21 protein-coding genes and 3 pseudogenes are annotated in these 24,428 nt (G+C 46.1%); 16 read left to right on the top strand and 8 right to left on the bottom strand.

Annotated features, from left to right (window positions below; translation table 11 throughout):
• The first annotated feature begins 30 nt into the window (after positions 1-30).
• From PPA03S_RS17960 to PPA03S_RS17945, 4 genes are all read left to right on the top strand, one after another.
• Complete coding sequence (locus PPA03S_RS17960; RefSeq protein ID WP_062324791.1) at positions 31-2,688, top strand: endo-beta-N-acetylglucosaminidase; 2,658 nt, start codon at positions 31-33, stop codon at positions 2,686-2,688.
• A 323-nt stretch (positions 2,689-3,011) separates the two neighbouring features.
• Positions 3,012-4,019: a zinc-dependent alcohol dehydrogenase gene (locus tag PPA03S_RS17955; RefSeq protein WP_062324789.1), complete on the top strand. Its 1,008-nt coding sequence runs from the start codon at positions 3,012-3,014 to the stop codon at positions 4,017-4,019.
• A 12-nt stretch (positions 4,020-4,031) separates the two neighbouring features.
• Complete coding sequence (locus PPA03S_RS17950; RefSeq protein ID WP_062324788.1) at positions 4,032-4,859, top strand: sugar phosphate isomerase/epimerase family protein; 828 nt, start codon at positions 4,032-4,034, stop codon at positions 4,857-4,859.
• Positions 4,860-4,947: 88 nt separating this feature from the next.
• The gene (locus tag PPA03S_RS17945; protein ID WP_217998951.1) at positions 4,948-5,775 is read left to right on the top strand and encodes an AraC family transcriptional regulator; all 828 of its coding nucleotides are present in this window, start codon (positions 4,948-4,950) and stop codon (positions 5,773-5,775) included.
• Positions 5,776-5,857: 82 nt separating this feature from the next.
• Here the strand turns inward: PPA03S_RS17945 and PPA03S_RS17940 are convergent, their stop codons facing one another.
• Both PPA03S_RS17940 and PPA03S_RS17935 read right to left on the bottom strand, forming a co-directional pair.
• Complete coding sequence (locus tag PPA03S_RS17940; RefSeq protein ID WP_062324786.1) at positions 5,858-6,601, bottom strand: MBL fold metallo-hydrolase; 744 nt, start codon at positions 6,599-6,601, stop codon at positions 5,858-5,860.
• 87 nt (positions 6,602-6,688) lie between these two features.
• The gene (locus tag PPA03S_RS17935; protein ID WP_062324785.1) at positions 6,689-6,967 is read right to left on the bottom strand and encodes a CD3324 family protein; all 279 of its coding nucleotides are present in this window, start codon (positions 6,965-6,967) and stop codon (positions 6,689-6,691) included.
• Between the two features lie 326 nt (positions 6,968-7,293).
• Here PPA03S_RS17935 and PPA03S_RS17930 point away from each other — a divergent pair, with 326 nt between their 5' ends.
• The 4 genes and pseudogenes from PPA03S_RS17930 (at position 7,294) to PPA03S_RS17915 (ending at position 9,712) form a co-directional block, all read left to right on the top strand.
• Positions 7,294-7,734, top strand: coding sequence for an RrF2 family transcriptional regulator (locus PPA03S_RS17930; RefSeq protein WP_082704215.1), 441 nt, complete (start codon positions 7,294-7,296; stop codon positions 7,732-7,734).
• 72 nt (positions 7,735-7,806) lie between these two features.
• On the top strand, positions 7,807-8,673 hold the full coding sequence (locus PPA03S_RS17925) for an aldo/keto reductase (RefSeq protein ID WP_062324781.1): 867 nt from the start codon (positions 7,807-7,809) through the stop codon (positions 8,671-8,673).
• Positions 8,674-8,677: 4 nt separating this feature from the next.
• Positions 8,678-9,013, top strand: a pseudogene (locus tag PPA03S_RS17920) (phosphate ABC transporter ATP-binding protein); the annotation flags it as partial.
• A gap of 156 nt (positions 9,014-9,169) precedes the next feature.
• Positions 9,170-9,712 carry a hypothetical protein gene (locus PPA03S_RS17915; protein WP_062324779.1) on the top strand — a complete coding sequence of 181 codons (543 nt, stop codon included), beginning with the start codon at positions 9,170-9,172 and terminating at the stop codon, positions 9,710-9,712.
• Between the two features lie 81 nt (positions 9,713-9,793).
• On the opposite strand, the gene PPA03S_RS17910 is transcribed toward PPA03S_RS17915, so the two are convergent.
• The gene (locus PPA03S_RS17910) at positions 9,794-10,672 is read right to left on the bottom strand and encodes an SDR family NAD(P)-dependent oxidoreductase (protein ID WP_062324777.1); all 879 of its coding nucleotides are present in this window, start codon (positions 10,670-10,672) and stop codon (positions 9,794-9,796) included.
• Positions 10,673-10,806: 134 nt separating this feature from the next.
• Between PPA03S_RS17910 and PPA03S_RS17905 the strand changes: the two genes are divergently transcribed.
• Positions 10,807-11,265, top strand: a complete 459-nt coding sequence (locus PPA03S_RS17905; RefSeq protein WP_062324775.1) for a MarR family winged helix-turn-helix transcriptional regulator — start codon at positions 10,807-10,809, stop codon at positions 11,263-11,265.
• A gap of 12 nt (positions 11,266-11,277) precedes the next feature.
• Here the strand turns inward: PPA03S_RS17905 and PPA03S_RS17900 are convergent, their stop codons facing one another.
• From PPA03S_RS17900 to PPA03S_RS32385, 3 genes are read right to left on the bottom strand one after another with little or no spacing between them, the layout of a single operon-like run.
• The gene (locus PPA03S_RS17900; RefSeq protein ID WP_062324773.1) at positions 11,278-11,619 is read right to left on the bottom strand and encodes a hypothetical protein; all 342 of its coding nucleotides are present in this window, start codon (positions 11,617-11,619) and stop codon (positions 11,278-11,280) included.
• Positions 11,620-11,651: 32 nt separating this feature from the next.
• A complete protein-coding gene (locus PPA03S_RS33715) occupies positions 11,652-12,032 on the bottom strand; it encodes a hypothetical protein (RefSeq protein ID WP_217998952.1) in 381 nt (126 codons plus the stop codon).
• Entirely contained in the window at positions 11,977-12,315 is a 339-nt protein-coding gene (locus tag PPA03S_RS32385; RefSeq protein ID WP_245683654.1) for a hypothetical protein, read from the bottom strand. Before PPA03S_RS32385 ends, PPA03S_RS33715 begins: the two co-directional genes overlap by 56 nt.
• A gap of 169 nt (positions 12,316-12,484) precedes the next feature.
• Between PPA03S_RS32385 and PPA03S_RS17890 the strand changes: the two genes are divergently transcribed.
• Entirely contained in the window at positions 12,485-12,820 is a 336-nt protein-coding gene (locus PPA03S_RS17890; protein WP_082704212.1) for an alpha-L-rhamnosidase-related protein, read from the top strand.
• A 269-nt stretch (positions 12,821-13,089) separates the two neighbouring features.
• Here the strand turns inward: PPA03S_RS17890 and PPA03S_RS17885 are convergent, their stop codons facing one another.
• Complete coding sequence (locus PPA03S_RS17885; protein WP_082704211.1) at positions 13,090-15,075, bottom strand: beta-galactosidase; 1,986 nt, start codon at positions 15,073-15,075, stop codon at positions 13,090-13,092.
• Between the two features lie 116 nt (positions 15,076-15,191).
• On the opposite strand from PPA03S_RS17885, the gene PPA03S_RS17880 reads away from it, so the two are divergent.
• From PPA03S_RS17880 to PPA03S_RS17865, 5 genes and pseudogenes are all read left to right on the top strand, one after another.
• Complete coding sequence (locus PPA03S_RS17880; RefSeq protein ID WP_062324768.1) at positions 15,192-16,034, top strand: helix-turn-helix domain-containing protein; 843 nt, start codon at positions 15,192-15,194, stop codon at positions 16,032-16,034.
• Positions 16,031-16,978 (top strand): annotated as a pseudogene (locus PPA03S_RS17875) (IS30 family transposase). Before PPA03S_RS17880 ends, PPA03S_RS17875 begins: the two are co-directional and overlap by 4 nt.
• A gap of 120 nt (positions 16,979-17,098) precedes the next feature.
• Positions 17,099-17,296, top strand: a pseudogene (locus PPA03S_RS32380) (cytochrome ubiquinol oxidase subunit I); the annotation flags it as partial.
• Between the two features lie 781 nt (positions 17,297-18,077).
• Positions 18,078-18,815: an alpha/beta fold hydrolase gene (locus tag PPA03S_RS17870; RefSeq protein WP_062324766.1), complete on the top strand. Its 738-nt coding sequence runs from the start codon at positions 18,078-18,080 to the stop codon at positions 18,813-18,815.
• Between the two features lie 766 nt (positions 18,816-19,581).
• Positions 19,582-23,127: an S-layer homology domain-containing protein gene (locus PPA03S_RS17865; protein ID WP_157284233.1), complete on the top strand. Its 3,546-nt coding sequence runs from the start codon at positions 19,582-19,584 to the stop codon at positions 23,125-23,127.
• A 57-nt stretch (positions 23,128-23,184) separates the two neighbouring features.
• On the opposite strand, the gene PPA03S_RS17860 is transcribed toward PPA03S_RS17865, so the two are convergent.
• Entirely contained in the window at positions 23,185-23,595 is a 411-nt protein-coding gene (locus tag PPA03S_RS17860; protein ID WP_062324762.1) for a hypothetical protein, read from the bottom strand.
• A gap of 210 nt (positions 23,596-23,805) precedes the next feature.
• Between PPA03S_RS17860 and PPA03S_RS17855 the strand changes: the two genes are divergently transcribed.
• Positions 23,806-24,399 carry a YdeI/OmpD-associated family protein gene (locus tag PPA03S_RS17855; RefSeq protein ID WP_062324760.1) on the top strand — a complete coding sequence of 198 codons (594 nt, stop codon included), beginning with the start codon at positions 23,806-23,808 and terminating at the stop codon, positions 24,397-24,399.
• Positions 24,400-24,428: the final 29 nt, after the last annotated feature.

Genomic DNA, 24,428 nt, shown 5'->3' with positions numbered 1-24,428 from the left:
AATTGCCAAAACTGGATTGGAGGGTATGGCATGAAAAAGCTTGGTGCCAGTCTTATATTTGTAATCGTGGTATGCGCTGCTCTTTCCTCAGCGGCCTTGGCGAAGCAACCTTATTCATCCTATTGGCTGCCTGAACAATTGCTTCAATGGAATCCAGCTTCCGACCCGGATGCGGCCTTCAACCGGAGCACCATTCCGCTCCAAAGTCGTTTCACGGGAGAGGGAGTTAATCCGAATGCAACGAAAGATCCCAAAGTCATGGCTTTGTCTGCGCTGAATCAGGGAACCAGCGGCGTTCCGTCGCAGGGCTCGGATACATTTTCCGCAAATACGTTCTCTTACTGGCAGTATGTTGACAAGCTCGTGTATTGGGGTGGCTCGGCGGGAGAAGGCATTATTGTGCCGCCAAGTGCCGACACGATTGATGCGGCACACCGGAATGGAGTGCCAATCATGGGCACAGTGTTCTTCCCGCCATCCGTATACGGTGGCAAATATGAGTGGGTGAAGCAAATGCTTCAGCAGAACAGCGATGGCTCCTTTCCGGCAGCCGATAAGCTGATTGAGGTGGCCGAGTATTATGGTTTTGACGGCTGGTTTATCAATCAGGAAACCGAGGGTGGAACAGCTGCAGACGCACAGTTGTTGAAAGCATTCCTCCGTTATCTTCAGGACCATAAGCCCGCGGGTATGGAGATCATCTGGTATGATTCCATGACCAGGGAAGGCCATATTTCCTGGCAAAATGCCCTGACGGACCGGAATGCCATGTTCCTGCAGGATAATGGCAGCAAGATATCAGACAGCATGTTCCTGAACTTCTGGTGGAATGATCTGGGCAGTTCTGCGGCCAAGGCCAAGAGCCTGGGCAGATCGCCATTCGAACTGTTTGCAGGGATTGATGTTGAAGCCAACGGATACGATACCAGTCTGAAATGGAACCAGCTGTTTCCTGAGGGCAAACCTGCTGTGACCTCGCTGGGCATATACCGGCCAGATTGGTCGTTCAACAGTGCCGACAGCATGTCCGATTTCTTTGCCCGTGAGAATCAATTCTGGGTAGGGCAGAACGGTAACCCGGCCAATACGGCGACAAGTAAGGCGTGGAAAGGAATTGCGAACCATGTGGTTGAATCTTCACCGGTGGACCAGCTTCCGTTCACGACCAGCTTCAATACGGGCAGTGGCGAGAAATTCTATGTCCATGGCCAGCAGGTACGGGATAGCGGATGGAATAACCGCAGTTTACAGGATGTGCTTCCGACATGGCGCTGGCTAGCAGAAAGTAAGGGCACGGCGCTGAAGCCTTCTCTCGACTGGTCGGATGCCTACTATGGCGGCAGTTCCCTCAAGGTAGCGGGTACGCTAAGTTCGGCAAATGCCACCCATCTGAAGCTGTATCAAACCGATCTGAAGATTGAGCCAGCTACCAAGCTGTCGATCACGTACAAAACGCAGAACAAGCCGAGCATGAAGGTTGGCCTGGCTTTTGCAGATCATCCGGACCAGTTCGTCTTTCTGGATGTAAAAGACAAAAAGGCAAAGGATTGGACGACGGACACCTTGAATCTGACGCCTTACAAAGGAAAGCGGATTGTGGCATTGTCTTTGTATTTTGACAGCAAGGAAATCATATCGGATTATGACATCCATATTGGTCAGATATCCATTCAGAACAATGCTAATCCAGTGAAGCCACTTGAAGCAGTTCAAGCATTGAATGTCATCCAATCCGATTTCCGCGGGGGCATTTACGGTGATGCCAGATTACAGTGGAAAGCACTGGATGAGGAAGTTCAGCAGTATGAGATTTACCGTGTGCTGCCCGACGGTAAAGAGACTTGGGTGGGTGCGACCGCCAATAACGTGTTCTATGTGCCTGAGATGAAGAGAATCAACGCAGAACAGGCGACTGTACTAAAAGTCGTGGCAGTGAATACAAACTATGAGCGCGGCCAGGCTGCCAGTGTGACCATCCAGTGGCCCGCGTATCCGAAGCCGGAAGCCGGGTTCAAGGCTGATGCAACGCTGATCGCACCGGGTCAGCAGGTGCATTTCACTGATCTCTCTTCCGAGGTGACGGAAGGCTGGTCGTGGACTTTTGAGAAGGGCAGTCCGGCTGTCAGTACGGAGCAGAATCCAGTGGTAACGTATGACAAGGAAGGCACGTACAGTGTGACGCTGACAGCTACCAACAGCTCGGGAGAGGATACGGTAACGAAGCAAGCTTTGATCACCGTCAGCAATGCTGCTTCTGGAATCCAAAATGTCGCTCTGGGCAAAAAGGCGACAGCTGACCATGCCTGTGGATCAGCGGAAGGTGCAGAAAAGGCCATTGACGGTAAAGTGACGGGCAACAGCAAGTGGTGCGCGCTGGGTAATCAGGCGCATTGGCTACAAGTCGATCTTGGCGAAGAACATCAGATTAGTAGTTTTGTCATCAAACATGCGGAGAGTGGTGGGGAGTGGTCCGGCTTTAATACGAGTGACTATTCCATCCAAGTCAGTTCTGACGGTGTGACCTGGGCCGATGTGGTCAACGTGCAAGGAAACGCCGCAGCCGAAACATCGGACGCGATTGCTCTGGTCACGGCCCGCTATGTGAAACTGAATGTGCTGAAACCGACGCAGGGCGGCGATACAGCAGCCCGAATCTATGAGTTTGAGGTTCGTGGGTTGCAGCCGTAGTTTGCGGTTGAGAAGGAACCAGTGTAGCTGTGAAATTAGCAAAAAAGGAACCATGCGGCCAATCCGGTTTCAATGACGGCTGGCTATCCCTGAATTAGCCGATTTTGTAATGGGTATACCGCACTGCATCAGACCATGGCTGAATAGGCCTGATTTTGAGGCTCACAGATCACTCGATCTTGTGAGTCTTTTTACGTCTATCTGGATTTGCTTACAAAGGTTTAAAAATCGTTGTTTTAGATAAAAAATCGGTTTTGCAATCAAAGACAATGCTAATGAAAAGTTTTATATTGTAGTTAAAAAGATAAGAAGGGAGTGAAACAATGAAGAATAGAAAGATCATGTTTGCTCGTCCGCTGCAAGTGGAGACGGTAGAAGAGGACTTTATTTTACCAGTCCTAGGTGAGAAGGAAGTATTGGTTAAACTGATCTATTCCCTCATCAGTCCGGGAACGGAGTTGGCCATGTTATCGGGAAAAGAAGAGTGGGCCAAGCTTCCCGTATGTCCGGGGTATGCGAGTGTAAGTGAAGTGATCGAGGTGGGACAGGGGGTACACCATGTTCAGCCCGGGGATGCTGTGTTTCATTATGGTCAACATGCTGAATATCAAGTAGTATCCACAGATCATGTTTTCATCAAGGTACCTGAGCACCTGGATCTGAAGTGGGTTCCCTTCACCCGCATGGCAACCGTGGCATTCACCTCCGTTCGTGTATCCAGTATTGAACTTGGGGATGTTGTGGGCGTGACGGGGCTTGGATTGGTAGGGAATTTGGCTGCTCAATTGGCACGCCTTCAAGGTGCAACTGTGATTGGCGTGGACCTGTCACCAGAACGAATTCGAACTGCCCAGACATGTGGGGTTGACTATACGCTTCATGGCGGAGAAGATAAAGTAAAAGAAAAGATTCACGCCATAACGAATGGAGCAGGTGTATCCACTCATATTGAGGCGACGGGTGTACCCCGTGTAGGTGTTCAAAGTCTGGAGTGGATCGGGAAGCTGGGAGAGATTATTTTCCTGGGCAGTCCACGAGGCGAATATCACACGGATGTCACCGATATATTGAACTACTGCCACCTGTATGGACGAGGCTGCATTACGTTTAAGGGGGCACATGAATGGCGCTTCCCGGTTGAGCCGAACGAATTCGTCAAGCATTCACTGGTGAGAAATTCGAACATTGTATTTGAACTGATGTTAAGGAACAAGCTGCATATCGAACCATTGATCAGTCATGTGATGAAACCGGAACAAGCGCAAGAAGCCTACGAGGGTTTGAGAACAAATAAAGACCAGTATAACGGTGTACTGTTTGACTGGTCCTAGGAGGAGATTGGAATGATTAGAGGGTTAACAAGAGCAGGCTTGGGGAACATCGAGTCGAGTGAACAATATATTACGAATGCTGCAAAATACGGATTTCAGTCTGTAGATTTGAATCCGCTCTCATTTATTGAAGAGGTTGGGAAGGAACAGGCCAAACATCTGTTGGAAAGCAATCAGGTGATCATCGGTTCATCCGACCTGACCGTGGACTGGAGAACCACAGATGAACAGTTTCGTGAAGGACTTCAATCCCTGGTTCAAATGGCAGAAGCCTCCGCTTCGTTGAACTGTTACAGCTGTTGCACCTATATTTTACCTTCCACGGATCAGCCAGCAGCATCATTTATGGCGGCAGCTACCAAACGATTGAGATTGTGTGCAGATATTCTGGACGCATATGGAATAAGACTAGGCCTGGAGTTTGTCGGCTGCCATCATCTGCGAACCCAATGGAAGAATCCATTTATTTGGAGTGTGGAGGATACGCTTGATTGGATCGAAACAATTCATGCCCCGAATGTAGGGTTATTGGTGGATTCCTATCATTGGCATACGAATGGATTACAGATCGAAGAAGTGTTGGATCTGAAGAAGGAACAGATTGTCCATGTTCATATCAATGATGCCTATGATCTCCCGATTGAAGAATTGTTGGATTATGAGCGTTTATACCCTGGCGAGGGCGTAATCGATCTGCAGGGATTCTTAAAGAATCTAAAAGCGATTGGTTACAATGGTGTCGTATCTCAAGAGGTGCTAGCACCGACGCCAACCCTTGATACAAATGAACTGTTTGCCAAGTCCAAAGCAGGCTTCGATAGCGTGTTTGCCAAAATATAAACCGGATCAGTGAGAAGAGCAGTTGGGAGGAATGCAGGTGTATGAGCCATGGATGAATAGCATTTCGCCATTCGTAAGAGCGGCAAGAATGACGGAATCATTTTCTTTGGCAGGGGAATGGATAGACCACGATCATGTGTATACCTACATCGAACAAGGGGAAGCGGAATTTTTCTTGAGTGGTGTGAAATACCTGGTCAAAGAAGGCGATATCGTGCTGATGCATCCATTCATGTCTCATATCATTCGGTCCACCTCCACACAGCCATTGATTCAGTATATTTTTCATTTTGATCTGTATTATGTGGAAGAGCGAAGTGTATTGAAAACTACGAGTGCAACGCATAGTGATAGACCCGATCCGGCGGATAGGGAAATGAAGCTGGCTTCCATACGCCCAATCTCTCATTTGCAGCTAGCCGATCGAATTGAATGGAAAAAGAGATTTGCGCTCATGCATCAGGAGTTTCAGGAGCAGCGGGGAGGGTCTTCGTTAATCACGAAATCCATATGTTTGGAATTGCTGCATTTGTTTTTCAAAAATCAATCCGAAGATCAGGACCAAGAGGGAAACATGACCAAGGGGTGGGCATTCATCGAAAAGTCGATTCGTTATATTCATGAATGCTACGCCGACCCTCAATTAAATAATGCTGCCATCAGTAGTCATGTTGGTGTATCGACGAACCATTTATCGCATTTGTTCAAAAGCAAGCTGGGGATTACTCTCCACAAATATGTGACACATATCAGAATAGAGCAGTCCCAGAAAAGAATTATGGAAGGAACACATAATCTAACCCGGATTGCCGAGGAGGTTGGCTTTTCGAGTATTCATCTGTTCAGTCGATCTTTCAAGGCCGCTGTAGGTATCACTCCCAGCAAATACGCAGCGATGAAATCGAGGATAGAGTGAACTCAGTAAAGCTAATACGTCCGTATGACAGCAGTGATGACCATAAATAATAGCCCATACATATGTATGGGCTAGTGGTGTTTCACGGTGTATAGGATTGAAGTAGACGTTGAAGCGCACTTCGAACATCCCCTTGAAAATGACCCCCATGATAGCAAATCAACGTATCGATTTCATATCCAAGCAAACGTTGTACAGAGCGAACCGCTTCCTTCAGGTCCAGTGTATGCTGGGGATTGGCGATTCCGAGCTCCCCATTGTTCTCAATGACCACAGCATCACCAGCGATCAGGGTACGAATGGAGGGAAGGTAAATGGATATGTGCCCTGGTGTATGACCAGGTGTCTGTATAATCTCTATGCCTTCACACCATGGCAGTAGCTCATGATCATGAACCGTCTGATCAACCGGACTTGGTTCAATCATTTCCAACGTACAGATGAATTCCTTCGCTGCTGGCTGGTCTTTTTCAGGTAGAAGGCTAAGCGTTGCTAGCGCTTGCTCCAGCCGCAATGAGGTTCTCGTGCCATCAATATATGGAGCTTCCTGTTCATGCGCGATAATCCGGATATCGGGATGGGTTCGCTTGATCTCTGCGAGAGAGCCTACATGATCCAGATCATGATGGGTAATGATGAGGCCAGTTAGATTGGACAACGACAACTCATGTCTATTCAATGCTTTTTCAATATATGGAACGAAGCCGGCGTAACCGCAATCTACCAGAAAGGAATGCTGTTGATTACCAATTAGGGCAGGTGTAATAACCTGTGGTATCCCGTTGTATTCAAATTCGATACTAAGTGGTTTAACGTATAAACACATGAAGTAAAGGCACCTCCTGATTTGAATCCTTCAGAAACAGATTACCGTATGCTCTTAACAACGAGCAAGGACATACATGATGCAGTATTAATATTGTCCGTGTTTATGCTGGAGAAGGATACGGCGGATACTGCGCTCTGTCAGGTAGTACTGCTGTGCCAGAAGACGAACAGAAATTCCAGAATGATGAGCCTCAGCGATCCCCTTATTGCGTTTTCGTAACATGGCTCTTGAACCGGAACATGCTCCCCATGGTTTCTTATATTCTTCCTGGACCGGGATATACAAATAGGTTCCCTGGATATATTGTTGAATGCGCTGCACCAGTTCTGCTGGCAGTACATAGTCTGCATTTTTGTATTTCATCTGATTTTGCTCCTATCTATATAACGTAATGGATATATAGAGGGGCAAAGCTCTTACCTTCAATGCTGTTAGAAAAGGCTCCAGGCAAATATGGAAAGAATGCTCTGCCCAGAGCCGGATGCATCGATTCGAACCATCCCATCAGCTCCTTTCTTAAGTTCAGGATGATGTGCAGATGAACGTGATATATATTTAAAATTGGCATTCTATTACACCGGAAGGGGATAGTCAACCGAATGTTTCTTGACCTTGCTGTGAAAGGGTGTTGTGTAGTTGCTAACTAAATATAAAAGATATATAGTATATTAAGAAAAGAAATAGTTAGGATGAATGAAATGGCATACTCTACAGCCTTATCACAGGGAATCTCTATTCTACTCTATATTCACGCTCTATCCGAGGAGAACTGTTCGAATTTTTTGTCCACTAAGTTGATTTCGGAGCAGCTCAATATTCCGGTTCCTACGACGGTAAAAGTCATTCGCAACCTGAATAACGCCAAACTGACGGTCGCAAAAGAAGGTGCCAAGGGTGGCATATTGCTTGCCCAGCCTTTGTCGGAAATTACGATGTTGGATGTATTCCTGGCGGTTGAACCCGGCAAAGATTTGTTTAAAATCCATACCGATGTAACACTCCACGGGCAAGATGTGGACGACGTGAAACAAAAGGTCATTCATCATCTTGAAGGCGCGGAGGTCGCCATGCAGAATTATTTAAAAGACATACGGTTAACCGATCTGTTTCATGAAGAAAGAAAGGGTTAGCCTCTTTTTTTGGACTTAACTAGATATAATAAATATTTAGTATATTTCGTTATTTTGAGAGGAGCAGTCAAAATGAATTTGCAAACAAAAGTGGTTGAAGCCAGAAACGGAGTTCCTATTCCCCAACTGGGTTTTGGGGTTTACAAAATAACGAAAGAAGCAGAATTCACAACAGCGATCCGTGAGGCCATTCAGGTCGGGTACCGACATTTTGATACCGCCCGGATCTATGGGAATGAGAAAGCGCTGGGAGCAGAGATCCGGCATAGTCAGATTCCGCGCCAGCAATTCTTCATCACGTCGAAAGTCTGGAATACGGATCATGGCTATGAAGCGACCAGGAAAGCTTTCCAGAAGACGATAAACAAGCTGGGTGTCGATTACCTTGACATGTACTTAATCCATTTTGCCTCGCCAAAGTATATCGAAACGTGGAAAGCCATGGAGGAATTATACGAGGAAGGCAAGATCAGAGTCATTGGGGTCGCGAACTTTGAGATTCAACATCTGGAAGAATTAAGGAAGCACGCGAAAATCTTGCCGATGATCAACCAGATCGAGACGCACCCGGAATTTCCTCAGAATGAACTGCATGCCTATATGGACAAATATCAGATTTTGCATGAGGCATGGGGTCCATTGGGGCAGGGAAATAAAGTGTTATTGCAGCATCCGGTATTGAAGGAAATCGCTGATCATCATCGCAAGACGGTGGCTCAAGTGATCTTGCGTTGGCATCTGGAACGGGGCGTCATCCTGATTCCCAAGTCATCCAATCCGAAGCGGATCAGAGAGAATAGTGAGATCTTTGATTTTGAGCTGTCCGCTGCGGAAATGGAGAAGATCAGCCGTCTGAACTCGGGTAAGAGGTATTCTATCCATCCGACAGGTTATATTGTGAATCCAGTTTTTAATACATTGATGAAGCTTTTTATCTAGGAAAAATCCCTTTCCGAAATCCATCTACGATAATGTGGCCTTCGGTCCACGACAACATGGCATTCATGGCAAAAAGAAACTGGATGAAATCGTGGAACAGAGCCTCCGCTCTGCTGTCTTGTGGGACGAGGTAAAAGACAACCTGAAGCGTTCCGCATTAAGCCTGTCCGGAGGTCAGCAGCAGCGCCTCTGCATCGCACGCGCATTGGCAGTGGAGCCGGACATTCTGCTGATGGATGAGGCTAAGGCATCGCTTGATCCCGTCTCGACCTTCAAAATCGAGGAATTGGCTCATGAGTTGAAGGAACGTTATACTATCGTGATGGTCACACACAATATGCAGGTTTGGGTGACGGTGGATTGATAAGAGATGAAGTCTTTCAGATTGTTATCTGGAAGGCTTATTCTGTCATCCAATTGTTGGAATTCAATATTTTTGATATTATCAAGTACATCACTTAACAATGAAGCCTGTAGCAGACAAGGAGTACATAGAATGAAATTTTTATTTGAATTGATGTTATCCATGCTTTTATTAACGAATGGTTCAAGTGGTGAACCGCTCACGAAGGGAGAAATTCATAGTTATCTCAAAACCCATCATCTGCAATACGCAGATGTCAAAATCGTGAATGATCACTCCGCACTCTTAGTTGATGTAAAAGGGGAAAACGCTAGTGCATCCATGCTCACCAAATCATCAAAGAATAAGCTTGTCATGCAACCGAATCAGTATGTATGGAAGGAAGATGAGGAAGGCATTTCGATAGAAAAGTTGGGGGATTACCTTTGCATCGTTATTCACGACAAAGCTCTGATCCATGACATGGATTTTGTTAACATTGTTTATTGGGATGACAATAAGAGCGAGAGAAAGGACCGTTACTATTGGAATGGCAAACGTGCTTTGATTATTCCTATGCCGCTGAAAGATGGATATATTATTGTGAATCTCTATGGGAATGACGGATTTATACATGAAAATCAGGAGTATTATCCTGCTGTACCGGTATATGTAGAGGGTACTACTCCAAAGTAATGAAGCTGAACCTGCAAAAGCCGAACATCTAAATGTCGGCTTTTTTGATTATATAAAAATTCTAATGATTAAAAGGTTCAATTATTCCAGCAGACCACGCTGCTCCAGTAATTGTGTTGTAACATTCCACAGCTTATTTTGCATTTCAGCATTTCCGCCTGGATACACAGGAGTTATGGATGCTCCGCTTCCAACATTGAAATACCCTCCCGTAACTTCTCCAAAACTCGGCTCCACAGCCAATCGAGTCATAATGTCTGCACCCCGGCGCGGGTCGCCGATATGCAAAAACGTTAGAATGCGCTCTAGCACACTCGCAAACCATAACTCTCGTCCAAGACCCGTAACATTAAAGCCTGGATTTAAAGCATTCACTCGGATTCCAGTTCCATCCCATTGACGGGCAAGTTCGCCAGTAAACATAATATTGAGCAGTTTGGTCTTGCCATAGATGGCGGAGGAGCCGCGTGCAGTAAAGGGATCGGTATCCGTCAAGTCATAGGGCAGTACCAGTTTGCCATGATTCCGCGAGGCTTCAGATGCAACATTGACGACACGGGCATGGCCAGCCTGCATTAGAGAAGTGTGCAACGTGTGCGTTAACAGCCAAGGTGCCAAATAGTTCACGGCGATCATCTCGGCAAATCCTTCGGAAGTGACTCTCTGTTCAAAAGCATGAAGACCCGCATTATTTAAAAGTACATCGATCCGCGGATAAGCAGCTGCAATTTCAAGTCCAATCCGTTTTACATCGTTCAGTACAGATAAGTCCCCGAAGAAAAAATCGATCTTGGTGGATGGCGCGATCTCCCTGATTTTGTTTCTGGTGGCATCGGCGCGTGCCTGGCTTCTGGCTGTGAGTACAAGATGTGCACCGCGTTTGGCAAGTTCAATGGCGGCAAGCTGCCCCAGTCCACTTGTTGCTCCGGTAATTACAATAATGGGTTGTGTTGTTTTCATAATAGGTCTCCTTTTGACACGAATAGGGTCGAGTTATATAATGGACATAAATCAACTATATAATTTAATTGATATTTGTCAACTATATATTCGTAAGCCTACTTTGATGTATCGAGGAGAGGGGAACAACAATAATGAGTGAAAATCCGGTTAAAACCAAAGATAGAGAAACTCTGGAACTGGCACTTGGTGAGCAGATTCATGCGCTGATTAGTGCTTCACATGCGCTTAATGTTCGGTCTGCCGAGCGTTTTGATGCGACCTTGCAGCCTGCTGCTTTTCATCTGGTGCGGTGGTTGTACTCTTACGGTCCTGCAAGCGCCGCAGCTTTGGCAGAAGCGACGGCTATGGACCGCAGTTCGGTAAGCCGTTTGATTAAACAACTTGAGCAAGCGGGGTATGTGAGCAAGGAGCCAGACCCCGAAGATCGGCGCGGCATTTTGCTGTCTTTGACGGAGCTTGGTCAACAATCGACGGTGAGTGCGCTCAAAGAGAAGGAGTCCGCCTTTTATGACCGTATATCCAGATGGGATGATAAGGAGCTGGAGAGTTTCACCAACATGCTTCGGCAGTTTAACGGGTTGGATGGTTAGTGAGAGGTATCATCATAGTTTCCATGGAAGCTGTGGAAGCTTATATCGGAAAAAGGTAGTGTTTTCTTTTCTTACATAAATCCAAGGTGGTGGGACGGGGGTCCCTATTGCTTTATATAAGGCCGTCCCTTCATCGCTTGTTGAATATCCCTCGACACTTTGGATGTCGTTAAAATTAATCTTTCCCTGGTAAGATAACGTTTGTCCTTGAACAATGACATGGGGTGCACCTGCAATGACTCTTTTCGTTGTGTTGAGGATCCCTACTTTACCTACAGAGTACATGATCAATTCGCTTAGTAATAAAATACTAACTAAGATAACAATGCTCACAATCCATCGTCTTTTTCTCATTGGTGTAACCTCCACTAATTAGGAATCAATCCTTACTTAGTTGTGTCTTTTAATGACATGATCTCGTCGATTAGATGCGTAGACCCCGTGAATTTACCGTTGGTTATTGTCCCTTTGGAGAATTCGGATGGTTTAATCCCGATATGGATTTCAGAAGAACCGATTTTCTTCTTATAATTGATATAAGTATCAAAGAAGTACCCATCCCCGGTTAACTTGACATCGAAATTATAGTTTTCCATGTTAATTTGCGTCTTGTTATCAGTATAACCTAGCGAAACAACATCAGAAGAACGAGTTGCGTAATATCCTTGGATTAGATTTCCTTGGCTGAGTGTTCCTTCATTGATCGTGTATTTATAGTCCCAAATATGATCGTGAACTTCCCCGGTTTCCCAAGTTCTCTTCATCATAATCTTCAAAAGGTACACCCGCTCCTTTGACTAATTTATATGTATACTTTCCTACGCCTTGACGCTTTCCATTCACCCAATCTCCTGAATACACTTCAAATTCTCCCCAGCGGGCTGTTCCTTTTCCATGAGGCTTCCCGTCTAAAACTTCGCCATAGTACGTTGCTCCATCTGACAGTTCTAATCTTACTTTCTTCGATGCTGCTTCTGTTGGAGTAGAGCTTAATGATAGTGTAATTAGCGCTATGATAGTTAACGCCAAACCTGGATAAAATCTTCTCAAAAGTGTGCAACTCCTTCTATGTAATATGAACTGGGCGTAATATGCCATCTTCAACATTATCGGTTTATTGGGAGAATCTTTCTAGTTTAAGTATAAAGTGGAGAATGCCCACATTTCACAACCCGTTAACTCCCGCTTCACAGAAGTAAACATGTAAAAGCTACAGGCCATTCCGCTATACTTCAAGCTTGTGGAAGAAGAGTATCGATCCGATGTGGAAGCTGCGCTATTACACGCCACATCCGGGAGACAACTTAAGTCAGGGGAGATTGGACTACGCTTTTTATTTGGTGCTCTGGCAGGGTTGAAACGAAATGATATCGTCTTTGATATGATGATGCAGCCAGAACATCCAAGTTATATTCGATTTGTTGAGCGTGGAGAAACTGCAATGCCCGAATTTTGGACGGACGATTCCCGTTCTCGCAACCATGATAGGATGGGGCATATTCTGGAATGGTTATATAAGGAATTGCTCGGAATATCATCGTTAAGTGACAGTTAACAGTGACCATTCCTCCGAATACCTATGGCAGGGTTAAGTTACCTATTATTTTAGATCAAGCAGTGGTTATGGAGGGGGGAATTCCAATCGACTATGATGATGTGCAAGAGCATGGTCGTCCATATGCAATAATCGGAATTCAATCGGGAAGTTATCGGTTCACAGTGGATGGACAGTAATATAATGTTAGTGAAATAAGAGAAGGGATGTCCCCTCAAGGTCTTAAGCCTTGTGAGACATCCCTTCTTAAATATGAAAAGCTACTGATCTTAAACAGTTAGTATATCTACTCCCAGAGCTGGAAGAGTCAACTTCTGATCCAATCTTTCGCTGGTCAACAAGCTGTGATAAGGAACGTCCAGTGTAATCTCTCGTTGCTCATTCGTCAAATTGATCAGGAACAGAAAGCTTTGCTCCCCCTTCGTTCGAATCGACAGCTCGACACCTTCCGGCAGCCGGATCTTGGGCGCCAAATCCTTCTCCTTCAATATGTCTTCAAACAGCTGATAGAAATACGATGGCTCCGGCCAAGTGCCGACATAATACACTTCACCTTCACCAAGCTTATTGACAGTAACCGCCGGTACACCCTCGTAAAAGTCGTTGTCATACCAGGCGATCGGCTCTGCACCTCGCAGTTCCAGTAGATCACACCATTGCTTCGCAGCGAATGTCTTGCCCTCCGCGTTCCGTATCCGATGCTCACTGTTGCCGATTGCATCATATTCACTTACGACAACACCCGCCGCTTCCGCCAGTAGCCCAGGTAGAGGCAGCATCTCACATACGTTCCGCATGTTCTTCACGCCAGTCCGATTGGTGAGAACAACCGTACCACCCTTGGCTGCGAATCGCTCCAGTCGCTGTGCTACTTCTTCACTTAATAGGAAGAGAGAAGGGACAATGACCAGGTTGTACCCGTCGAGCTCCTCGGTCCAGTTGATAACGTCCGTACCGACGCCCATTTTCAGCAATGCATTATGCATAGAGGACAAATTGTCTATATAGTGCATTCCCCCTTCCGCCTGCGGTTGAAGGGAAAGCGCCGTATGCTGATCATGCGAATGCAGGATCGCAACCTGGGTAACAATGGTCGAGTCGGCCAGCAGTTCTCCTAACTGGTTCACCTCGCGAGTAAGCTCCGCGAACTCCCTGAACCTACGTCCAGGAACATTGCTATGGTCGATAAGCCCATGCCAGAACTGTTCAGCTCCAACGGTAGCACTCCGCCAGCGGAAATGAACGACCATATCCGCACCGCGAGCGATTGTCTGCCAAGAACGAGCACGGATCAGTCCAGGATAGGGGGTGCGTTGAATCGGCATCCAGGCGCCCTGTGCTCCGCTGAGTTGTTCCATTACCCAGAAATTCCGGCGTTTGATGCCGCGAACTAAGTCCAGCGTAAGTGCTCCGTTCCTCGGAAACCGATCGCCATAATCGCGATACAGCTCATTCGGATAATAATCGACAGAGACGAAGTCCAATTCGTTGTGCAGATCATAATAGTCCAAGCTATTGGGATATTGCCACATGTTATGCGTCACGAATTGACCGGGACAGTTACGGCGTAAAATATCAAGCTGCCATCCCAGCAGGTGGCCTACGCTGTCGGAACAGAACCGCTTGTACTCCAGAAGATAGGAAGGATTCATCGGTTTGCTGGTGCCGAGAGGTGTTGTTACCTCAGCCCAGCTGCTGTACTCGCCGCTCCAGACGACCGTACCCCACTCCCGGTTCAATTCTTCCAGATTGGAGTAACGCTTCTGCAGCCAAGCGACAAATGCACGATTACATGTATCACAATGGCATTCCTGGTAGTGCATCTCGTTATCGATTTGCCAGCCAATGATGGCGGGATGCTTACCATAGCGCTGTGACATCGCTTCCACAAATTTGGAGCCCAGCATTCTCAAGGAATAGCTGTTGTTGCAACGATGTCCACGCACACCTGGCCGAATGATTTGACGTTGCTCATCCATGGGCAGCACATCGGGATAACGGGTTGTCATCCAGTTTGGCGGGGTATTGGTGGGGGTGCATAACACAATTTCCATGCCACGCGAAGCGAATACTTCTATAGCCGCATCCAACCATTCAAACTGATAATCACCCTCGGTCGGTTCCATTCGGCTCCAGGCGAACTCCGCCATTCGCACAACAGCAACCCCCGTCTCTTGCATAAGTAGGGCATCTTTCTCCCATAACTCCGGGGTCCATTGCTCTGGATAATAATCAATTCCTATCTTAATTGTCATCCTGTGATCTCCTTTATTTATCAATATATTGCGATTATATGCTATATTAATTGGAGTGAATATCTTAAAAAATTAATATGATATAACAATATTAAGATAATAGGAGAGTTAGTCGCATGCCTCTTCCCAATCGCAATTTCCCAGTATTATCTGCCCGAGATAAGCTGCTTCCTTTTTATTTGCTTGGCATCGGCCTGCATCATGAACAGGAGCACATATGCCGAGACCAAGGCATTCAGGATTATCAGTGGATACAATGCCGCAGCGGAGTGGGCAAACTCAAGCTAAGTGAAGCGGAACATATCGTCAAGCCAGGCATGGGCATGCTGTTGTTCCCTGGACAGAAGCACGAATACTATGCGCTATTCGAGAGCTGGGAAGTCGACTGGATCATTTTTGATGGCAATGGGTCAGCGAGCTTGTTTGAAACCGTTGGTATTGTCGACACATGCGTATACACGCTTTCATCGCCTGAATACCTTCTATCCCGAATGCGGGAGTTGCTGCAAGCTGCCTTAACACCACAAGAGCAGACATTAAGCAATTACGCCTGCTCCGCCATCCTCTATACCTTATTGACAGAGATTATTCAACGCGTGTCTGTTGAGGGCAGCGATACGGTTGGGCAGCAGTATGAGCGATTAAAACCGGTTCTGGATTATATTGAACAGCATTATGCTGAAGAGATTACTTTGCCAACGCTGGCTGGACTGATCTGTGTCACACCGGAATATTTCTGTCATTTGTTCAAGAAGACGACAGGCATTCGTCCCATCAGCTATGTTAATCAGGTAAGGGTCAACAAGAGCAAGGAACTGCTGCTCGACAATGTGCAGCGTGGGATGGAGGATATTGCTCGTCAAGTCGGCTTCGAATCTGCCAGCTATTATGGAGCAATCTTCAAGAAGTTCGAACGACTTACACCCGGCGCCTTCCGCCGCAGTTATCAGAAGTCATAACGTATTTGCTTCGCAAATGCAGCAAGCTAGAAATCCTCCACAAGCAAGGTCAAAGTGCGCGAACCATTGCAAAAGAGGTGGGAAGGCACCCTTCGACGATTTGTCGTGAATTGGATCGTGCTACTTCATCGTAACCCTATCATGCAGAGCAGGCTCAGAGCGCTTATGAGGAACGTCGTAAAGCTTCGATCTCACCCGGTAAATGGTCCGAAGCCATCGCTATTTCCTTGGAGGAAAAACTACAGGCAACGTGGTCTCCAGAGCAAATCACGGAACGTTTCCGCATCCAAGGCTTGCCGCCGGTCTCCTTTAAAACCATCTATCGCTGGCTCTACGCTGGGCGTCTGGTTCGAGGCACGTTACAGGTTCTTCGGCACAAAGGAAAGCGTCAGAAACCGGCTGAAACTCGCGGTAGATTTCTCATAGGAAAGTCTATTTCCCATCGTCCGAAGGAGGTTCGTTCCCGTGAAACATTTGGGCACTGGGAACTGGATACCGTCGTATCGGGTCGCGGGAAAAGTAAAGGATGCGAAGCCACGCTCATTGAACGCAAAATCCGTCTGTATACCGCCATTCTCATGCCTGATCGCCCCGCCTTGTCCATGAAAATTGCACTTGGTGTAGCCATCTCACAGTATCCTACAGGTACTTTTCTCACAGCCACGATTGATCGGGGAAAAGAGTTTGCATGCTATGCCAATCTGGAAACAAGCCATGACCTGCACGTTTATTTTGCTGATCCATATTCGTCTTGGCAACGCGGTTCCAATGAAAATGCGAATGGCTTGCTTCGAGAGTTTTTCCCGAAAGGCACCGATCTCACTCAAGTGGAGGATGAAGATCTCGCCGGTTCACTAGATCTAATTAACCACAGACCACGAAAATGCTTGGGTTGGAGAACCGCTCACGAATCTTTCACAGAGGAACTGTCGCACTTGGTTTGACAATCTGTCTTTGTTAAAAGCATCACGAGGGATACAGATCGATTCAATTATCCCATACTTAATGAAGTAATCACTAAACTAACAGAGCACTTTAGTTCAATAAATTAAGGAGCAGTATCGCTGGCGGCGACTGCTCCATTTTTTTATTACGTTACTTTCGCGACACTTGGCGTGGGTATCCCTTTACTGATTTCACTCGCCGAGTTTATCCGTATTCGTAAGAAAGATCTTTACTATATTCTAATGGCAGAGAGGTGGTCACGAGGGTTCGTTATCTCTGTTGCAGTAGGCGTAGTCACAGGAACAGCAAGTTCGTTGACCCGTTCAAGCAATGCTGAGTACGGCAACATTCTCCAAGGTGTTTCATGTATTAAGTTCGGCCTATTTAACAGGAGGTGCTCTGCTGGCAGGGTTTTGGTAGGGAACTTTTGTCGAGGGACAAGAACATAGTCCCATTGAAGTCGCTATTTTAGCGGCTTTTTTGTTTTATCGGTACAAGTTCATGTCCCGAGCCAAGGACAAGAACTTGTACCGATTAGATGTCTATCTAAATAAAAAGCGATGTAGTCAAAGCCTCAATAGGCGACATAATAAAGGGGATTTTCCACACTCAGTTCATTGCTGAAAAGGTTAAGAACATGGTACCAATTTCGATTAGAATATTATCTGTTCCATATAAGCTAACGGGCAGGTTAGTTTCACCAAGCCCGACCGAATTTGATTAAGGTAGCAGTAATTGACCTTCAAATTAGGATGTGTAATGATGAAAACAGGTGATTACTTATGACAGAAAATAAATTAACGACCAATTGTAAACATTCGAAAAAACAAGGTGGAGCTCGCCCTGGTGCTGGCCGAAAGCCAATAGGCATCACGCGTAAAATCTCGCTTACCTTGCCAGAGGAATGCTGGGATGAAATAGACCGTTGTTGCGGCAAAGGCAATTACTCTGTCTCCGAGGTACTACGATCCATTATTGAAGACAACTTGCATAAGGCAGACTTGCTATAAAGGGAGTGATGTTATTTTCAATCAAGGTTACATAGATGTTCAGGGCGGAGTTCTATTTTATGAAAGCAAAGGTAGTGGAGAGCCGATTGTGTTTATTCATGGCAACTTCAATGATCATCGGATTTGGGAAGAGCAAATGCGGATGTTTTCCGCCCATAATTTCGTTATAGGTTATGATTTGCGAGGCTATGGATATTCTGACACTCCACGGACTTTCTTCTCTAATGTGGAAGATCTGAAGTTGCTACTTGATGCACTTAGGTTGCCAAAAGTAAACTTAGTTGGTTCATCCATGGGGGGCAGCGTCGCAATTGACTTCACTCTGACCTATCCCGATCGTGTTCACCGTCTCATCTTGGCGGCACCTTCAGTCAGCGGCCGTAACTATCCCGCAAGTATGCTATGGCAGGGAATTAAGCAGCATTTTCAGGTAAAGCTGAATGGAAGCGAAAAAGCTATTGAAACTTTTATCACTAATCCATTTTGGCGATATTACTTTCCTGCTTCCAAAAAAGAAAATGCTTGGCTAAAAACAATTGACAACGTGCGAAACACTAGTAACTTTTGCCGCTTCCCCCCAAATCTTTCACGCGTCTCAAAGCCTTATGCTGCCAATCGATTAGAGGAAATCCGTCAATCGGTTCTAATCATTATTGGCGAACTTGATCACTTATTCAATAGGGAGACAGCTGAAATCCTGCATACAGAAATAAAGAATTCGACAAAAATAGTGATACAAGATTGTGGTCACCTTCCGTTTATAGAAGAACCTGAAACGTTTAGTTCTAATTTAGCAGAATTTCTTAGAATGGAAACCTATGATTAGAAACGCGACTTAGTAAAATGAAACAGAGAGAATAAGTTTTAACAACATGACATGCTTTGCACAGAGATTATTTGGTTTGACTCTAATAACAACGCAGTGTCATGCTGGTAATTTTCAGTGTGCAAATCTTATGTGGATGATAATAAGTAGTTTAACTAATACACGATTTTGATTACGCTAACGGGCAGGATAGTTTAATGGCAGTAAAGTAACAGGTGATCACCCTAACACCTGAATCATACAGCGGCATTCCAGGATATTTGTGTCCTACAATGCCGCTGAGTTTCTATATCCCTTTAGTTGCTCAAATGCTGACAAAGCTCCATCGAGCCAATCACGCGGTTTTTTATAAGGGGACTTAAGCTACAAGTAGTTTCGCTGTTGTACTAATTACTGTACAAAAAAAGACGCTACAAAAGTCGGTTGATAAATATGTAAAAAATTGAGTATGTATAATACGCCAGAACGGAAGCCAGCCATATTCCTAATAGACCACTAGCGGTGGTGGAAATTCCCTGAATGGTGAACAAAATCCGAATTTTTCTTCACCCTCTTGCAACTTCTCTCTAGCACATTTCAAGACCTTAATATGGAGTAAGACTGAGTATGATCTTCATATACCAAGTAAAAGAAATCGTTAACAAAATGTAAAGCAATGCAGATATATGTCAAATTTTTAATAGGCGCTTTCATTGCGTTGACCCTGCCCTCAAAGTCTCTTATATTTACTCCCGACACAACAACTCAGAACGGTGGTGGGATGATTTTGTTCAACGATAAAGGAAAGAAAATGCTTGCTATGCTTACGCTTATACCACTGGCTACGGGCCTTGTAATGGGAGCTTTCCCTGCTGCGGTAACTTATGCGGATGCGGGAGATAACACACCAACCAACAGCTCGGCGACAGGTTCATGGCAAACGGGAGATTTGCATGTACATACGTTTGAGTCCGATGATGCGCAGAATTCGCTCGAAAATGTACTCGATGCGGGACTGACGAAGTATGGTCTGGACTGGATCGCGCTTACGGATCATTTGCGGTTATCCAAGCGGGATCACAACGGAGACGTAATTTCTACTGGACCAATTCCGATGTCCAAAGGAATGAATGAATATCAGGTGCCACAGATCAAAGCACTTCAGGGAGCAGGCAAATACGCAGGCAAGACAATTTTCTCCGGTTTCGAATGGGACATGCCGACACACGAACATGTTGGGGTGGGAATTCTGACGGATGAGCCGAATTCGACCGAGGCGCTGGAAGCTGCAAACGAATTTGAATATCGATTTACCAATCGCGCAGCGAACCTGTTCGATGTAGCTGACGTAGCGAATTGGGACGGGACGGGTGGACGTGCCTATACGACTCATCAGGATGCGCTGGCTGCCATCAATTGGCTGGCAACCAAGTATCCAACGACGAGTTATGCGATGATCAATCACCCTTCACGGGGCAAAAACAAATATACCATCGCGGACTTCCGTGAATTCAACGATCTGGCCCCACAAGTCGTATTCGGTATCGAAGGTATGCTTGGGAACCAGATGGAACCGGATCGTGGCGGGTATAATACAACATACAACGTAGCCGATCCAACTGCAGACGATGGATACAAATATCGTACATACGGCGGTGTGGACTATATGGTCGCCAAGGTGGGCGGTCTGTGGGATGCATTGTTGGGAGAAGGGCGTCACTTCTGGAACTATGGCAATTCGGATTACCATTTCAAAACGATTGACACGAATTCCAGCGGTTATTTTCCGGGCGAATATGCCAAGACCTATTCGTGGGTTGATGGTACAGGCATGCAAGCCGTGCTGGAAGGACTGCGTTCGGGGAAATCATTTTCCGTATTCGGTGATCTGATCAACGCACTGGACTTCACGGCTTCCGGCGCAGGCGCTCAGGCTGAAATGGGCGGAGACCTGGGTGTGACCCAAGGTGACGAAGTGGAACTGAAAATCCGTTTCAAGAGTCCAACCACAAGCAACAATTATGAAAAACCAATCAACAGCGTCACGTCCGCTGGACAAATACCGATGGTCGATCATGTTGATCTCATTGCGGGAGATGTGACAGGCAAGGCCCAGAAGGGCACAGCCGCATATAACAAAGACACCAACGATTCCACCCAAGTGCTGGCTACCTTCACGTCCAACGATTGGACGACAGACGCCGAAGGCTACAATGTTATTACGTACAAGATCAAAGCCACAGACCAGGATAAGTATTTCCGTCTGCGCGGTACGAATCTGGGTATGAACGTTACAGGTGAAACCGTAAATGGTGAACCACAGCTTGATCCGAAAATTACAACAGCTGATGCAACGACTCGCTTCAATGAGATCAATGACAAGAACTATGGCGATCTGTGGTTCTACTCCAATCCGATCTTCGTGAGTGCGACACCTTACAGTGATGCACAGGCGGTAACGGATACGCTTCAAGCGATTGATCTGGGCAATCTGAACGCGGTCACTTCCGACCTTACCCTTCCTGTGGAAGGAAAACATGGAGCAACGATTAGCTGGTCCAGCTCCAACCCGGAATTGATGGATGAACAGGGCAAACTTCTTACACAGCCTGAGAATAATGAGCGATTGGAATTGACGGCAACGGTACAACGTGGCAGTGTGAGCGACACGAAGACGTTTAACGTCATTGTGGAAGGAACAAATAATCAGATATTGGTGTTAAAAGCCAACATGACCACTGCTGACGGCCAGCCGTATCATACGGATACATGGACAAACCAGTCCGTAACGGTGAGTGTAACCAGCGCAGTATACGCGCCAGCGACTTCCGCAATCATTGAGTTTTCTCGTGATGGAGGGCAGACGTACGAACCATATACAGGGAATACGCCTTTGGAGGTAACCGAGCCTGGAGAGCATAAGCTGTTATTCAGAGCGACAGACGATCTGAGCGAAACGTATACTTTACCATTGGTGGTCAAAATAGACCGTGAAATTCCTGTCATCACCCTGCAAGGCAGCAGCCAGATGACATTAACCGTGGGAGATCCGTATAACGAGCCTGGAGCACAGGCTACCGATAATGTGGGCATCCGTGGTTCAGTGCAGATGGATGGCACAGTGAACACACAAGCAGCGGGGATCTACACCCTTCGTTATAACGTGAAAGATATTGCCGGAAATGCTGCACAGGAAGTCACACGTACGGTTACCGTACAAGCCCGCTCAGGCAATGATGGCGGGGGTTCAGGTGGAGGCAATTCTGGCGGGAATTCCGGTGGAAGCACACCAAGTGTGCCAACAACGCCTACCGTTCCAACCACACCAACCATTCCAACTACACCAACCAATCCGGAAACGGGACCAGGTTCTTCTACTGAAGTAAAGGTAGAGGTCGAAGCGAACCAGCCTGTACAAACGGGTCTAAAAGACATCGTGCAATTCAACGCTCCGGCAGGAGCCATTGGGCAAAAAGATACGTTGCAACTATCTGTCGTGTCCCAGGACCAATTGCAGAATCCAGCTTCACTGAACGTACTGGGCCAAGCGGTACAGATTACTCGCAGTGGAGGACGGACATTGAACGATCAGGCAGCACTGAGCCTGCAATATGATGCGTCCAAGCTGTCTCAAGGAGCGCAGCCAGCGATCTACTATTATAATGAATCCCGTCAGAGCTGGGTATTCATCGGTGGCAAGACGAATGCACCAGGAACCGTTTCGGCAAAAGTGACTCATCTGGGTACCTTTGTTGTGTCCAGTTACACACCAGCAAATCTGTCCGATCTGAACGGACACTGGGCATCCGACTATGCAGACCGTTTGATTGGCATGGATGTTATCCAGGGTTACATCGATGGTACATTCCAACCATCCAAGAAGATTACACGGGCAGAGTTTGTTACGTTAATCAGTAAGGCAATGGCTTTGAAGTCCGTGCAGTCGGATACGACGTTTGCAGATCAAGGCAGTCTGCCAGGCTGGGCGAAGAGTGACATTGCGGCAGCCGTGCAAGCCGGAATCGTGAAGGGCTACAGTGATAATACGTTCAAGCCTAATGAGACGATCACTCGTGCGGAGATGGCTGTGATGATGGCGAATGCTTTGAAGTTAAGTGCAGATGCACAGTCGGGAACGAGCAATGATGCTGTAAAACCAAGCTTCACTGACGAGTCGCAAACCCCGGCTTGGGCACAAGAGGCATTGAATACAGCCGTTCAGGCCCAAATTGTGAACGGATATACGGACAATACGGTTCGTGCAGGGAATATGACGACCCGTGCGGAAGCCGCCGCAATGATCTATAAATTGCTGTTGGCGTTGCATGTGTAAATGCACAATATTTAATGAAATTAAAGCAAAGGTCATCCTGAGAGGGATGGCCATTGTTTATTTTATAGTTAACTCATATATTTCAAATAAATGATTATTTATTTGTCTCGTCCAACTTTCAATTTTATCACCTACATTAACTTCGTTGAAGTCAGCCTCGATTCTCATTTTAGTGAATTTTGCATCTGCTTGATAAAAGTCACTCGAAGTAACATAAAACCTCGAATTTTTCGTTACATTCAGATATTCTCCATTATCCAGTATGATGGAATAAAGTACCTTGTCTCCGTCTACTTTACTGTTTTGTTCTTTTATTTCAACAATGGTGCCTGTGTAATATTGCTGTTCCTTTGCTGGTGAAGACCATCCTTTCATATCATCCGAAAAGAAAACGAAATAGATGATAACCAGGAGCATCACGACAAAGCTGCTTATCACGATGAGGGGCCATTTATGTTTTGCTTTCAAATTTCTCATCCTTCCTCGATGTACGTGTAATCGCCAATATTTAATGAAATTAAAGCAAAGGTTATCCTGAGAGGGGTGGCCTTTGTTGATTTCAAGGTTTAAATAGAAGTGGAAAAGTCAATAAAAGCTCCTGTAAGCAAGCTGTACAATCCATTGAAAACCAGTACAATTGAACCTATGAGTTCATAAGATGAAGAGAGGTATTCCTTGATGACCGATACAAATACGAATCCCAAAGTTGACGCCTACTTAAGCAAAATTAAAACGTGGAAGGAAGAATCCAAGAAGCTAAGACAGATCATTCTGGATTGTGAGCTGACCGAAGATTTTAAATGGATGCATCCGTGTTATACGTTGAATGGTAAAAATATCGTATTGATCCATGGATTCAAAGAGTATTGTGCCATTTTGTTCATGAAAGGTGCCCTGTTAAAGGATACGCATGGCATCTTGATCCAGCAAACGGAGAATGTACAGGCAGGGCGTCAGATCCGATTCACCAATGTGGAGCAAATAATAGAACAGGAAGATATTCTGAAAGCCTACATCCAAGAAGCCATTGAAGTGGAACAAGCCGGTTTGGAAGTGGAGAAAAAGAAGACGGAGGAATACACCATTCCCGTGGAGCTTCAGCAGCAATTCGATGAGAACCCTGCATTTCAGACTGCATTTGAAGCTTTGACACCCGGTCGTCAGCGGGCCTATCTCCATTATTTTTCGCAACCGAAACAATCCAAAACCAGAGTGTCCCGAGTGGAAAAATATATGCAGCCCATTCTGGATGGCAAGGGATTAAATGATTAATTCATTTCATTTTGCCTAGCCGGGTGTCT

This window comes from Paenibacillus pabuli NBRC 13638 (assembly GCF_001514495.1).
Lineage (GTDB): Bacteria > Bacillota > Bacilli > Paenibacillales > Paenibacillaceae > Paenibacillus > Paenibacillus pabuli.
The sequence above is the reverse complement of the archived record's forward strand: the minus strand, read 5'-3'. Positions and strand labels throughout refer to the sequence as shown.

Excerpts from the sequence above, each read along its gene's own strand:
- PPA03S_RS17960 (WP_062324791.1), top strand. The coding sequence starts at position 31 with ATGAAAAAGCTTGGTGCCAGTCTTATATTTGTAATCGTGGTATGCGCT.
- PPA03S_RS17955 (WP_062324789.1), top strand. The coding sequence starts at position 3,012 with ATGAAGAATAGAAAGATCATGTTTGCTCGTCCGCTGCAAGTGGAGACG.
- PPA03S_RS17950 (WP_062324788.1), top strand. The coding sequence starts at position 4,032 with ATGATTAGAGGGTTAACAAGAGCAGGCTTGGGGAACATCGAGTCGAGT.
- PPA03S_RS17945 (WP_217998951.1), top strand. The coding sequence starts at position 4,948 with ATGACGGAATCATTTTCTTTGGCAGGGGAATGGATAGACCACGATCAT.
- PPA03S_RS17940 (WP_062324786.1), bottom strand. The coding sequence starts at position 6,601 with ATGTGTTTATACGTTAAACCACTTAGTATCGAATTTGAATACAACGGG.
- PPA03S_RS17935 (WP_062324785.1), bottom strand. The coding sequence starts at position 6,967 with ATGAAATACAAAAATGCAGACTATGTACTGCCAGCAGAACTGGTGCAG.
- PPA03S_RS17930 (WP_082704215.1), top strand. The coding sequence starts at position 7,294 with ATGAATGAAATGGCATACTCTACAGCCTTATCACAGGGAATCTCTATT.
- PPA03S_RS17925 (WP_062324781.1), top strand. The coding sequence starts at position 7,807 with ATGAATTTGCAAACAAAAGTGGTTGAAGCCAGAAACGGAGTTCCTATT.
- PPA03S_RS17915 (WP_062324779.1), top strand. The coding sequence starts at position 9,170 with ATGAAATTTTTATTTGAATTGATGTTATCCATGCTTTTATTAACGAAT.
- PPA03S_RS17910 (WP_062324777.1), bottom strand. The coding sequence starts at position 10,672 with ATGAAAACAACACAACCCATTATTGTAATTACCGGAGCAACAAGTGGA.
- PPA03S_RS17905 (WP_062324775.1), top strand. The coding sequence starts at position 10,807 with ATGAGTGAAAATCCGGTTAAAACCAAAGATAGAGAAACTCTGGAACTG.
- PPA03S_RS17900 (WP_062324773.1), bottom strand. The coding sequence starts at position 11,619 with ATGAGAAAAAGACGATGGATTGTGAGCATTGTTATCTTAGTTAGTATT.
- PPA03S_RS33715 (WP_217998952.1), bottom strand. The coding sequence starts at position 12,032 with ATGATGAAGAGAACTTGGGAAACCGGGGAAGTTCACGATCATATTTGG.
- PPA03S_RS17885 (WP_082704211.1), bottom strand. The coding sequence starts at position 15,075 with ATGACAATTAAGATAGGAATTGATTATTATCCAGAGCAATGGACCCCG.
- PPA03S_RS17880 (WP_062324768.1), top strand. The coding sequence starts at position 15,192 with ATGCCTCTTCCCAATCGCAATTTCCCAGTATTATCTGCCCGAGATAAG.
- PPA03S_RS17855 (WP_062324760.1), top strand. The coding sequence starts at position 23,806 with ATGACCGATACAAATACGAATCCCAAAGTTGACGCCTACTTAAGCAAA.